Genomic DNA, 13,133 nt, shown 5'->3' with positions numbered 1-13,133 from the left:
TACCGTGGCACGACGGGATGACGTGTCCACGACGACGACACCGAAACTTCGTGCTCCCGATGTTCTTTTCGCCGTCATTGCGCCGGATTTGCCGAAGAACTGGCGGATCGTGACGGATCGCGCAAAGGCTTTTTCGAAGCTTGCGGGGTTTTCGCGAACGCGCCCCGCACTTCGAAACCGACTTTATCGAGCACCGCGCCGTTGGCATCGACGAGTTCGAGCGTGTGTCGTCCCGGCCACGGCAGCCACGCCACGCGAGACGTGCGGGCGAACCGCTTGCCGTCGAGTTGCCAGGCCATCGCATCGCGCGCGCCGCCCGCGCTTTCGAACCAGACGCGCTGCGCGGTCGCGGGAATGTCCGGATCGAGCGCGAAGATGGTGCCGTCGGTTGGCGAGCCGATCTTCGGCGCACCGCGATTCGATGCCACCGTGCCCGATGAACCCGCAGCGGCGGAAAGTGCGATGGTCGTCATCTGCGTGCCGCGCAAGAACCAGTCGTCGCGCGAGGGCTCGACGCCGTCCTGATACGCGATGTGAGTTTTCACGACCCCTTCGGGCGCAGTGGGTTCGCGGCTCGCCGTCCTTCGATGCAGGTAGTTGATGAGCGCCGCCCAGACGGGCGCGGCGCCCGTGACGCCGGAAACGTCCCACATCGGCGCGCCGTCCGCGTTGCCGACCCACACGCCCACCGTGTAGCGCGACGAATAGCCGATCGCCCAGTTGTCGCGCATGTCCTTGCTGGTGCCGGTCTTCACGGCGCTGAAGAAGCGGGTCGCGAGCACGCTGTCGAAGCCGAAGGTGCGGGTGCGGGCGTTGTTGTCGGCGAGGATGTCGGTGACGATGAAGCTCGCCTGCGGGGTGAATACGCGCATGCCGGGCGCTGGCGTCGCATTGCTCGCAACGTTGCGCGTCGATCCGGCGATGCCGCCGTTAGCGAGCGCGCGATAAGCGTTGGTCAAGGAAAGCAGCGTTACGTCCGCGCTGCCGAGCGCGAGGCTGAATCCGTAGTAGTCGCCGGTTTCGGAAAGCGGCAGGGCGAGCGCCACGAGCGTCTTCGCGAAGCGATGCGGCGTGACCATCACGAGCGTGCGCACGGCCGGCACGTTCAGCGACGAGCCGAGCGCCGAGCGCACGCTCACCCAGCCCTTGAAGTCGTGGTCGTAGTTCTGCGGAATGTAGAGACCGCCGCCGGTGGCGAGATCGAGCGGGGCGTCGTTGAGCAGCGTGGCCGCTGTCAGCCGCTTCTCGTCGATGGCCTGCGCGTACAGAAAGGGCTTGAGCGTCGAGCCGGCCTGCCGCGCGGCGAGCACGGCATCGACTTCAGGCGCATTCGAGAAACCGCCCGCCGATCCGACCCACGCCAGCACGTCGCCGCTGCCATTGTCGATGACGATCGCCGCGCCATCGTGGACATTGCGCGGAGCGGCGCGCGCGTTCAGTTCGGTCAGCGTGCGCGACAGCGTGTCGCGTGCGTAGCGCTGCAGCCGTGCATCGAGCGTGGATCGTACGCGAGCGCCCGCCGCCGGATGCACTTCGCCCGCCACGCGCCGCGCGAAATGCGGCGCGAGCGCGTCGTAGTCGGAAGACAGCGCGGGCGCGGAGGCCGTGCGCGTGAGTGTCAACTGCACGTAGCTCTCGAGATTCGTGCAGCCATCAGGCGCGTGCATGTCGCGCAGGATCGCGCAGGCGCGCACCGCGACCTTCGCGTACGGCGCATTCGGCGCGCGCACGAGCGCCGCGGCGAGCGCCGCCTCGCGTTCGTTCAAGCCGGAAGGCGCCTTGCCGAACAAGGTCTGCGAAAGCGCCGACAAGCCGACGATCTCACCGCGAAACGGCACGAGATTCAGATACGCTTCAAGAATCTGATCCTTGCGCCACGCGTGATCGAGCCACAGTGCACCGACCGTCTGCTGCGCCTTTTCACCGACGGAGCGGCGGCCCGGCCGGCGGCCTTCGTCGTCGATGAGGGTGGTGAGCTGCATCGTCACCGTCGATGCGCCGCGCGTCCTCGTGTTCCAGAGGTTCGTCCACGCGGCCGCAGCGGCGCCGCGCCAGTCGACGCCGCCATGCTCGTAGAAGCGCTTGTCCTCCGACACCACGATCGCCTCGCGCAACGCCGGCGAGATGTCCGCGAGCGCGACCCAGTCGCCGCGCCGCGCCGACTTGTCGATGCGAACGCGCTGCAGCGGAACGCCTTCGCGGTCGAGCAGCACCCAGTCGGAACTGCGCCAGCTGCCGCGCACTTCGTCGAAGGTCGGCCACGCGTGCGCCTCGATCGCGAACACGCACGCGATGCTGCCGATGACGAAGCGCGCGGGGCGTTTCATGGCGTTACTTCGCCGCGACCGGTTTCACGACCATCGGCGCATTCGGCAGCGCGCCGAATGCCGAGGGCGCATAGAGCGCTTCGACGCGTGTCGGCGGCAATCCGAATGTGCCCACGTTGTTCAGCCGCATCGTGTATTCGACCTGCAGCTTGCCCTTCGGCAGATAGTCGTAATACGCGCGATAGCCGTCGAAGCCACGCTCCACGAAGGCCGGCCACGCGCCTAGCTCACGCTTCTCGCCTTCGGTCGCGACCTCCGAATCGCGGCCGAGTCCCGAGCCGAGGATCGCCGCGCCAGCCGGAACCGGATCGTTGACGACGACCCAGGTCATGTCGCTTTGCGCATCGATGTCGAGATGCACGCGCACGATGTCGCCGCGCGAGAATACGCCCTTTACCGCGGGATCGACCGGGGTGACGGTCTTCGTGATGCGATAGCCCGCCGCGAACGGTGCCTTCAGCGCGACCGCCGCGAGACTTTCGACAGTCGCCCACGGCTTGCCGCTGCCTTCCTGCGTGAGCGTGAGCGCGCCGCTCCACCACGGCAGCGTGGCGCTGGCGGCGCGCGGCGGCGCGGGCCAAGTCACTGTCTTCTCGGTCGAGCCGAGCAGGATCTTCGTCTGCCCGCTGACCGGCGCGCTCTCGAACACGCGCGAGAAGCGCTCGACGGCGAGCGTGCCCCAGAGGTTTGCGGTCGTCGTCTGCCAGGCGCCGTTCTTCTGCATCGCGAGCAGGCCGCCGACGAGCCGCGGCATCTCGTCCTTCCAGCCGGGCGCATCGGCGAAGAGGAGCGCGGTGCGCGCCGCGTTCGATTCGGTGCCGGTCATGAGCCAGTAGAGATCGTCATCGCGCTCGGTCGAGAACGTCAGGCGCGTGCCCTGATACGTTAGCCGCGCGCGCAGGATCTGCTCGACCTGCGCGCGCTTGTCGTCGCGCCCGGCGATGCCTTCGACGCGCGCAAGGATCGCGTAGTAGTCGAGCAGCGCGGACGTGGGCCACTGGTTCGGCGCGATCGTAATCGAGCCGAGCATGCGCGGCTGTGCCATCCCATAGCGTGACAGCGCCTCGATGGCTGCGAGTTTGCGCAGGTCGAGATCCTGGCGCGGCGCCCAAAAGTCGCGCTGTAGCTTCCCTTCGACGAAATTGACGAGACCCGCCGCGAGCTTGCCGCGAAGGTCGTCGGGGAGGGCGAAGCGGCGGTCCGCCTTCGCCGCTTCGTCCGACACGGCGAGCAGATACGCGGAAAGCGTCAGGCTGCCGGTTGGCCGTTCGTCGTCGGCGGGCGGAAAGTAGTTCGCGAGGCCGTCGCGATCGAGGTACGACGGCATGCGCGCGATTACCGTCTGCCACTGCGCAGCATCCGCGAGACCGAGCGCGCGCGAAGTCTGCTGTTCGAGACAACTGTACGGATAGCGCTCGAACCAGCGGCGCACGCCGGGCAGGCCGTCGGCGAGCTTCGGTTGCAGCGATACCGCGATGCCGCCGCGAATCGTGCCGTCACTCGACGCGGTGGCGTCGGCGGGCGGCGCGACGGGCAGCGTGAGCGTGCCGTCCACTTGTGCGATGGTCGCCTGCTGGACCGTCACGGGAATTGCTGCCGTTACGCGCTGCGTGAGTTTGATGGCATCGCTCGCTTTCGCTCCGCCTTGTTCCACGGCGCTGACGTCCCACGCGAGCGCAGCCGACGAGGCAGTGGCGCCGAGCGCGTCGGGCGCGGTCACGTCCCACGCGACTTCCTGCGACGAATCCGGTGCGAGCTCGATCGTCCGCGCTTCCAGCGTGAGCGCCGGAACGCCCGGCGTCACGACGACCTGCATCTTGCGCGAAGTCGTATTGCGCAGCGCGAACTGCGCGCGGAACGCATCGCCGACGCGCACGAGCGGCGACAGTCCCGAAATCAGTTGCAAATCCTGCGTGCTGCGAATCGATGCGCTGCCGCTGCCGAACTGCGCCGCGCCCACGGTCGCAATCGCGACGATGCGAAAGCTCGTCAGCGCGTCGTTCAAAGGCACGTCGACGAGCGCTTCGCCGTTCGCATCGAGCGTCACGCGCGGGTTCCACAACAGCAGCGTGTCGAACAGTTCGCGCGTCGCGCTGTGCCCGCCGCCGCCGCCCGCCGGCACCGCCTTGCGCCCGAAATGCCGGCGTCCGACGATTTCCATCTGCGCCGTCGCGGTTTCGACGCCGTACGCGCGCCGCTGCAGCATCGCGTCGAGCACGTCCCAACTTCGGTTCGGCATGAGTTCGAGAAGCGCCTCGTCGACGGCGGCGAGCGCGATCTGCGTGCCCGCCGGCGCGCTCGTGCCACCCGGCAGCGCGACGCGCACCTTCACGTGTGCCTTCGAGCGCACCGCATAGGACTTCGCATCTGGTGTCACCGTGACGGCGAGCCGGTGCGCCGCCGTGCCGACCTTGATCTCGGCGAGACCGTAGCGGAACGCAGGCTTGGAGAGATCGACGAGCGGCGTCGGCGCTTCGTACTGTCGGCCTTCGTACCAGAAGGCGCGCGCCCATTCGACCGGCGCCTTCCAGCCCCAGGTGAAGAACGAGTACCACGGCACTTCGTGAATCCGCCCGCGCAGTGCGAGCACCGACACGTACACGTTCGGCCCCCAGGATTCCTGCACTTTCAGGTCGATGGTCGGGTCCTTTCCGTTCAGTTCGACGACGCGCGTCTCGACCACGCCTTCGCGTTCCACCGCGACGAGCGCGGTCGCGAAACGAAACGGCATGCGCACCTGAAAGCGCGCGGTTTCGCCCGGCTCGTAGCTGGCCTTTTCGGGCAGCACGTCGATGCGGTCGGTGTTTTCGCCGCCGAACCACAGGTCGTTCTCGCGCGTGACCCATACCGACGTGGTCGCGTTGGCCGCGCGGCCGTCGCCGTCTTTCGCGAGCGCGATCAGATCGACGTTGCCGGCGTCCGCCAGTTTTGCTTCGCAGGAGAAGAGCCCGTGGTCGTCGCTCTTGCCGCTGCAGAGCGTGCCGAGGTCCTTCGTTTCGGTGTGGTTGTCGTAGGCGTAGAAGCCCCCGACCATGCGCTTGCGCGAACTCGACATCAGCCGCGCAACGCCGCGAATTTCCAGCGCGACGCCCGCGCGCGGCTTGCCCTGCAGGTCGACGGCGAGCGCCTGCACCGGCACCGCGTTGCCGACCGATACCCATTGGCCTGCCTTGATGCCGGCTGCGACCGCGGCGGGCCAGAGCGTGGCGTCGCCGCGAATCGTCTGGATTTCGCCGTTCGGGTCCGCGAAGGTGGCTTCCATCGCGAGCCGCTTGGGCGCCTCGACGGCCGGGAGCGATTTCAGCGTGACCGTGCCCGCGCCGTTGCGATCGAGCGTGACCGGCAGCTTGTCGGCAACGAGCTTCGCCGTCGCGTTCTGTTCCTGCGCGCCTTCTTCGTCCTCCGCTGCTGCGCCTGCGCTCGCGCCATCGTCGGCGGGCTTGCGGTAAGGTGCGAAACTGAAGCCGTCGAATTGCGAGGCGAACGCGGGCGACGTGTCGCGCAAGAGCGCCGACACGCGCACCGGCAGGTTCGAAGCCGGACCGCCCGACACGTAGTCGATCTGCACTGCGACCGGCGCTTCCTTCGCCGCGACGAGCGCTCCCGTCTTCTGGTCGCGCACGGCCACCGACCCCTTGAACACCGGCAGCCGGAATTCCTCGACCCGGAAGCTGCCGGCATAGAACGAAGCATTTGCCGAGCCTTCGCCGTCGTCGTCGCTCGCGGAACCGTCGTCGAGCGACACGCTGTATTCGCCGAGCTTCGCCGCCGCGGGCACCGCGAACGAGGAGTCGGCGCTGTGATCGGCGGACCACGTCAGCGGCATGCGATACGTCTGCCCGCTGCCTTCGTGACGGATCGTCACGCGCGACGGATAGTGCTCGGGAAACGCGAAACCCTTGAGCGTTTCGACGCGCATTAGGTGTTTCATCGACACCGTTTCGCCCGCGCGCACGAGCGTCCGGTCGAAGACGGTATGCGCGCGTGTCGTGCGCTCGAGGCCCATGTCGGTCGGCACGTTGAAGCGCCACGACTCGATGCCGCGATTCCAGTCCGAGCGCACGAACGCCATGTCGGGGCCGGTCGCCGGATCGTCCACGCGAGCCGACACGAAAAAGCCGTCGTAGCCGAAGCTGTTTTCATCGCACTGGCGCAAGGGCGCGAGCGGCTTGCTGATCGTCGCGAGGCCGTTCACGTCGGTCTTCCCGAGCGCGAGTTGCTCACCGTTGCAGTCGGTCACGCGTACTTGCGCGTTGGGCACGGGCTTGCCGTTGTCGAGCGCCGTCACCCATACGACGCTGTTCTCCCGACCCTGCTTGAAGTGCACGCCGAGATTCGTGACGAGCACCGAAGTGCGCACGTACATCGGCTGTGCCTTGCCGAGGAGCGAGCCGCCAAGCGCCGGCGACGCCAGCTCGACGACATAGAAGCCCGGTTTCGCAAGCGGAATGCCGAACACTTCGAATGGCCGGAGCGCCTTCGGGTCGGCGGCGGGCAGGTTCAGCGCCTCCACGCCGGGCTGCCGGTTCAGCAGCGACAGCGAACGCACGTCGATCTGCGGATCTTTCGACTTGGCGTTGTTGCTGTTGTCGGGATTGGGGGTGTAGACTGGCGTGGCTCCGTTTGCGAGCGCCTGCGGCATCAGTTGACGGATCTCCGAACGCGCCATCGACGTGCCGTCGAAGCGATCGACGATGCGCATCCAGCGGCGGATGTCCTCGTCCGCGTCGACCTTCAGCTTCGTCACGCGCGAGTTGCCGGCATTCAGTCCCTGCACGTGCAGGTCGGCCTCGACGTGACGCAGCGTGACAGGCAGCATCGCCGGCATGTTCGGCTCGGCGAAGCGCTCGACGATCCCGAACGTCGACGACGAAAACTTCGCGAGCGGCGGCATCGGCGCCGTGGAGGTTTTCAGCGGGAAGAGGTCGGCGTTCGCGAGCTTGCGGCCGCTCGTGTCGTTCAGGTTCGCGGGCAATTCGATCGACAGTTCCGCGCGCTCCGGCAACGGCGCCGCGAACTCGATGCTGTCGACTTCGGCGCTCTTGTCGCTGGCATCGAAACGGGGCGCGACGTTACCGCCCGGGCCGTGCAGGACGATCTTCTGCGCGTCGGCGCGGGTGATCGGCGCGGAAAAGCGCAGCCGCAACGGGCGCAGCGGCGTGCAGGGCGCCTTCGCGTTCTCGCGCTCGCATGAAAAGCTCGCGGTGAAGGGATCGCGCACGGTGAAGTCGAAACGTTTTTCGACATCGTTCGCGATGCCGCTCGGGCCCGCGACGCCCGCGCCATAGACGAGCTGCATCTTGGTCGCGGACGGCAGGGTCTGCTGGCAGGCGAGCGTGAGCACGCGATCGCTTTCCTTGTCGAGCCGGAAATGCTTGAGGAGGGTGGCGCGCGTGTTCACGTCGAGCGACCTGACGGGGATGCGGTTGCCAAGCGCATTCGATTCGCACCAGACGTTCGCGAGCACCGATCCTTCTGTCGCCGGTCCGTTCAGTCGCAGCACGAACGCCTGGTCTTCCTCGATCTCGCCGCTACCGGGCATCACGCGGGTGACGAACGGGCCGCCGGTTTCGAACGCGAAACTGCGTTTGCCCGTGACCCCATTGCCCGCGACGGACTTCAGGCCGTTGTTGAAATCGACCGCGCACCGCATGCCCGGCGGCAGGTCGTTCTCGAAATCGTAGGCCCAGGTTTTCGCGTCGATCCAGCGCGCCGTGCCACCGACGCTTGCGCCGCTGCACGCGACCTTCGCCGGCGCGGCGGCGCCGGGACCGCCGAAAGCGATCATCGCTTCGTCGAACTTGATGACGACCTGGCGCACCTGCGCGACCTTGCCTTGCGGCGATACGCTCACGGCGCGGGCGGCGTCGGCGCGATGCATCGCGGTGCCGAAGACGGCGGCCGTGAAAAGGGCCGTCGCGGCCAGAATCCATTGTTTTCTTGTTGTGACGCGGGTCATTCGCGCTCGCTCCGGAATCGGCAGACGCCGCCGATTCTACCGGAGCCCTACGCGTATCTTTCAACTACCGTGCATGGAAAGCGATGTTTGCGCGTCAAAGTTTGCGTTTCGTGACAGTTCGACGCAGTGACCAGATCAGTTCCGGACGCTGCGCGCTTGCGTCGCGACGGACACATGCCGCGTGCTGACACGGCGCCAGTAGAGAAAGAGTCCGACGCCCGCGACGCCCAGGCTCAGCGTGTTCGCCACCCAGAAGCCGCGCGCGCCCTGCAGCCACTGCGGCACCATGCCGCCGGCGTCGAAGCCGAGCAGATAGCCGCCGCCAAGTCCGATGCCCCAGAGCGCGAGCGCGTAGATGACGGTCGGCACGAGCGTCACCTTGTAGGCGCGCAGGATGAACGCGGTCGAAATCTGCAGTGCATCGAAGAGGTGATAGAAGACGACGATCAGCACGAGCGGCATCGCCGCCGCGATCACCGCTTCGTTCGGCGTGTAGGCCGAGATGATCTGCAGCCGCAGCGCCAGCACGATCGCGCCATACAGACACGCAAGCCCGCTCGCGAGCGCGATGCCGTGCCGCGAGATCGACGCGGCCGCGTCGAAACGTCCTGCGCCGAGCGCCTGCGAGACGAGCGTCGACGAGGCGATGCCGATCGACAGCGGCGTCATGTAGAGCACCGCGCCGAGGTTGCCGGCGATCTGGTGGCCGGCGAGCGACGTCGTGCCGAAGCGCGAGATGAAGAGCGCCATGAACGTGTAGGACGTCACCTCGATCAGATAGGAGAGCCCCATCGGAATGCCGAGCTTCAGAAGCGCGGCCTGACGCCTCCACACCGGCCAGCAGAAATGCGAAAAGATGTCGAACGGGCGGAAGAACTCGAATTTCACGAGCACCGTCATGCCGACGGCGGCGAGCAGCCAGTTGATCAGCGTGCTCGCGAGCGCGCAACCCGGACCGCCGAGCGCCGGCACGCCGAACCCGCCGAAGATGAACCAGGTATTGAGCGGAAACTTGACGATGAGCGCGCCCACTTGCAGGAACATCACGAGGCGCGGCTTGCCGACCGCGTTCGTGAGCGAGCTGTAGACGCGAAACACGAGGCTCGCAGGCAGCCCGAACGACACGATCCGCAGATACTGCACTGTGCGCTCGTGCAGCGCGGGCGGGGCGTCGGCGAGACCGAGCAGGGGCTCGGGAAAATACAGCAGCACGAAACCGATGACAGCGAGCACCGCTGCGAGCCACAGTGCCTGCCGCACTTCCTCGCCGATTTCCTTTTCGCGCGCCGCGCCGAACAACTGCCCGGCGATTGGCTGGAGCGCGACCAGAATGCCCGTCAGGCCGATATAGATGGAAATGTAGACCGACGAGCCGAGCCCGAGCGCGGCGAGATCGGTAGCGGAGAAGCGGCCGACCATCGCCGTGTCGATCACGCCGAACGCGATGATCGCGAGCTGGCCGATCAGCACCGGCCACGCGAGCGACGCGATCCGGCGGACATCGGCGAGCATCGGGCGTGCGGTGCCTTCCATTGCCGGACGCATCGGATTACGGCCGCCGCAGCGTCTTCGGGCGCTCGCGCTTGCCCGGCGGCGTCGGGCGTTCGATGCGCACGTACAGGCGGAAGCGCTCGTCGCGGTCGGCGACGCGCCGGCCTTCCCAGACGAGCTTCCACGCGAACGCCGACATCGACGACGGCTCGCCGAAATCCGCGCGGTCCTGGCGCAGGATTACGTCGCAGTCTTCGTCGAACGAGAAGTGCATGCCGCCGAAATAGGCGAAGGTCGCGATCTGCGCGTCGCCGAGGCGCACGGGCGAGATGCAGCTGTAATCGGGCGGCAGGTGGTCGGCGATCTGCTCGGCGACGTCGCGATAGGTCCGGCTGTAGTTCACGACCGGCAGCCACAGCGTCATCAGGAGCACCCACATGAGCGTGGTTCCCGCGCTCGAGAGCACGACGCTGCGCCACAGCACCTTCGGATGGCGCGCGAGCCGCCAGCGGGCGAGCAAGACCCAGCAGAGCGTCACGGCCACCGCGCACACGAACGACAGGATCTTGAACTCGGGATGAAACCCGGGCGCGAGCCGCGCGAGATTGCGCGCGAGCGGCGGCGGAAAGCCGAAGATGCCGGCCGTCCAGACGAGCCACACGAACGTGCCGAGGATCGTGAAGCTCAGCATCGCAAACCAGTCGATCGCGTTGATCGCGCCGCGCTTCAACGTCGGAAGCGCGAAGGTCGCGAGCACCGAAAGCGGCGGCAGGAGGAGCATGAACAGACGGTTCGTCTCGTGGCTTTGCAGCACGACGAGCACGAGCAGCGGTCCGATCACCGAAAGCGGCACGGCGACATGCGGCGAGCGGCGCTGTCCGCCCCAGCTGACGAAGGTCCAGATCGCGAGCGGCCACGCGGGCCACGTGAAGAGCGGCAGGTTCTTCATCGCGTAGCCGAGCACTTCGGACGGTGGCCCGGTAAACGTGTGAAAGCTGCTGCGCCACCACTGCCGAAGCCACCATTCGCCGTCGTCGGGATAGAAGTGCAGGGTCGGCAGCACCCACGCGGCGATCATCACGACCGCGAGCGGCAGCCCCATGATGACGAGCGGCAGTGCCCGCACCGGCCGCACGACGATTGTCATCGCGAGCGTGCAGAGCAAAAGCGCGAACACGAGCACCGGACTGCTCGACAAACCGACCACGCCGATCGCCGCGCCCCAGATCAGCGCGCCCTGCACGGGCTTGTCGATGCTGCGCACGAGGCCGTAGACGAGCATCGCGCTGCCCGTGAACTGCGCGAGCAGCGGCGAGGTTTCGTGGCCGCGCTCGGCGAGCCCGAAGCACGCGAGCAGGATGAGCAGGGCGCCGTCGGCGAGCGTGCGGCCGTAGTCGCGCGGCTCCGGTTCGCCGCCGAACGCATATTTGAATGGCTGGGCTTCGTCGCGCCGGCCGAGCAGATAAGCCGTGTACCAGACGAACGCGCAGGCAAGGCAGAAGAGGAGGCCCGTCGCGACGCGCGACGCGTTGCTCGCATCGACCCACGGACTCAGCACGCGGATGAAGATGGCGCCGAGCCAGTACATCAGCGGGCCGTCGGCAGTCAGCGCCTTGCCGACGAGATTCGGCAGCAGCCAGTCCTTGGCGTCGCCGTTGGCCATCGTCCACATCACGCCGAAGCCCGCTGCGTCTTCGTTCTTCCACGGATCGCGGCCGAACAGCCCGAACGACGCATAGATGATACAGATGGCGAGCAGAAGCCAGCGCGGCAGGGCGCTGGTGGCGGAAGCGGTCAGGCGGACGACAGAGCGCATGCGAGAAGGAGCAGTGGATGGAAAAACAGTGACTTCGAGGCCGCGAGCGGCGCGGGTCGTTCAGCCGGCGCGCGCTGCCCGACGGTGCATGAATCGAAGCATCCGGCATTGTAGTCGCGAGCCGTGCCGGTCGGCAGAACCCGCGCGCCGCCGATGTCGCGAAGCGCAACCCGTGTCAGGGCACCGCGAACCCGCGCCGCACGCAGCATCGAGCAGGGACAAAAAAGGGCAGCTTTCGCTGCCCTTTTTGCCCGTATCGACGTCTCGCGCCGACCGTCAAACGCTGCCGTCTTACTTCTTCGACGAGAACGCTGCGAACTTCTTGTTGAACTTCTCGACGCGGCCGGCCGTGTCCATGATCTTTTGCTGACCGGTGTAGAACGGATGCGATTCCGACGACACTTCGATCTTCGCGAGCGGATAGGTCTTGCCTTCGAACTCGGCGGTTTCTCGCGTGTTGATGGTCGAACGCGTCACGAACTTGAAGTCGTTCGACATGTCGATGAACAGGACTTCGCGGTAATTCGGGTGAATGCCTTCTTTCATGGTCTTTCCTGATATCTGACGGTAGCCAACCCGCGGGGCGCCTCCGAACGATTCGGTAGATTCGCCAACGCTTGAGCGCGAGTCACTTGCCTGAGGTCGAAAAACGGCGATTATGCCAGAAAATCAGTCGTTTGGCATGATTTTGCGGTGCCGCGCTCACGCCTGCGGCGCCGTGAGGACGCCCATGCCCGCCGGGTCCTGCCGGTAATAGCGCGCAAGCAGCCGGTACAGCTCCGGATAGGCCGCCTCGAACGCCTGCGGCGTGACGAAGAGCGCCTCGCTGCACACCGCGAAAAACTCCGACGGATGGTCGGCGGCGTAGGGATCGATCAGGGATTCGCGCTCGAACCGGCTCCACCGGCGCTCCGGCACGGCGTCGACCTGCGCGCAAAAGTGGTCGTAGGCGTGGTCGAAGACGTCGGCCCAGCCTTGCGCGTCGAGCGGCGCGTGCCAGCGGCGAAAGAGCGGCGGATGGCCGTCGGCTTCGCCGTTCACCATGTCGATCTTGTGCGCGAACTCGTGGATCACGACGTTGTAGGCGTCCGCGCCGTCCGTCATCTGCGCGTCTTCCCACGAAAGCACGACCGGCCCGCCTTCCCACGCCTCGCCGCTTGCGTCGTGCTCGACTTCGTGGACGACGCCGTCCTCGTCCTCGACCGTCTTCCGGATCACGAATTCGCCCGGATACACGATCACGCCGACCCAGCCTCGATACAGGTCGAGGCTCAGGTTGAGCACCGGCAGGCAAGCCTGCGCCGCGATCGAGACGATCATCGCGTCGGTGAGTTCGAGTTCGTGCGCGGTCGAAAACTCCTTTTGCGCGATGAAGAGGCTCGCGCTTTCGCGCAGGCGGGCGCGATCGGCGGCATCGAGATGGCCGAAGAACGGCAGCGCGTCGAGCGTGCGCCGCCAGAGCGCGTCGTCGATGGCGTATTTGCGCAGCGCGCGTTCCCGCCGTTGCGCGCCGAACCAGCGTGAGAAGAGATTGGGCATC

General features: G+C 66.9%; 6 protein-coding genes. All 6 read right to left on the bottom strand.

All coding sequences use genetic code 11. The annotated features are described in order from the left end of the window. Positions 1-74 precede the first annotated feature (74 nt). The 6 genes from pbpC to AWB81_RS15925 all read right to left on the bottom strand — a co-directional run bounded on the left by pbpC (position 75) and on the right by AWB81_RS15925 (position 13,132). Positions 75-2,327 carry a penicillin-binding protein 1C gene (gene pbpC, locus AWB81_RS15955; protein WP_062636976.1) on the bottom strand — a complete coding sequence of 751 codons (2,253 nt, stop codon included), beginning with the start codon at positions 2,325-2,327 and terminating at the stop codon, positions 75-77. A gap of 4 nt (positions 2,328-2,331) precedes the next feature. Next, entirely contained in the window at positions 2,332-8,286 is a 5,955-nt protein-coding gene (locus tag AWB81_RS15950) for an alpha-2-macroglobulin family protein (RefSeq protein ID WP_062636974.1), read from the bottom strand. A gap of 135 nt (positions 8,287-8,421) precedes the next feature. After that, complete coding sequence (locus AWB81_RS15945) at positions 8,422-9,798, bottom strand: MATE family efflux transporter (RefSeq protein ID WP_062637026.1); 1,377 nt, start codon at positions 9,796-9,798, stop codon at positions 8,422-8,424. A 37-nt stretch (positions 9,799-9,835) separates the two neighbouring features. Then, a complete protein-coding gene (locus AWB81_RS15940; protein WP_062636972.1) occupies positions 9,836-11,593 on the bottom strand; it encodes an ArnT family glycosyltransferase in 1,758 nt (585 codons plus the stop codon). A 291-nt stretch (positions 11,594-11,884) separates the two neighbouring features. Beyond that, positions 11,885-12,139 (bottom strand): type B 50S ribosomal protein L31, encoded by a 255-nt coding sequence (locus AWB81_RS15930; RefSeq protein ID WP_062636969.1) that lies wholly within the window; start codon positions 12,137-12,139, stop codon positions 11,885-11,887. A 156-nt stretch (positions 12,140-12,295) separates the two neighbouring features. After that, the gene (locus AWB81_RS15925) at positions 12,296-13,132 is read right to left on the bottom strand and encodes a M90 family metallopeptidase (protein WP_062636966.1); all 837 of its coding nucleotides are present in this window, start codon (positions 13,130-13,132) and stop codon (positions 12,296-12,298) included. Between the last annotated feature and the right edge of the window lies 1 nt (position 13,133).

The organism is Caballeronia arationis (genome assembly GCF_001544975.2).
In the GTDB taxonomy this organism is placed as follows: Bacteria; Pseudomonadota; Gammaproteobacteria; order Burkholderiales; family Burkholderiaceae; genus Caballeronia; species Caballeronia arationis.
Note: the sequence above shows the minus strand (reverse complement) of the source record. Positions and strands in the feature narration are given on the sequence as shown.

What these genes read in the sequence shown, in the direction of transcription:
- pbpC (WP_062636976.1), bottom strand. Translation starts at nt 2,327, where the DNA reads ATGAAACGCCCCGCGCGCTTCGTCATCGGCAGCATCGCGTGCGTGTTC.
- AWB81_RS15945 (WP_062637026.1), bottom strand. Translation starts at nt 9,798, where the DNA reads ATGCTCGCCGATGTCCGCCGGATCGCGTCGCTCGCGTGGCCGGTGCTG.
- AWB81_RS15925 (WP_062636966.1), bottom strand. Translation starts at nt 13,132, where the DNA reads ATGCCCAATCTCTTCTCACGCTGGTTCGGCGCGCAACGGCGGGAACGC.
- AWB81_RS15930 (WP_062636969.1), bottom strand. Translation starts at nt 12,139, where the DNA reads ATGAAAGAAGGCATTCACCCGAATTACCGCGAAGTCCTGTTCATCGAC.
- AWB81_RS15950 (WP_062636974.1), bottom strand. Translation starts at nt 8,286, where the DNA reads ATGACCCGCGTCACAACAAGAAAACAATGGATTCTGGCCGCGACGGCC.
- AWB81_RS15940 (WP_062636972.1), bottom strand. Translation starts at nt 11,593, where the DNA reads ATGCGCTCTGTCGTCCGCCTGACCGCTTCCGCCACCAGCGCCCTGCCG.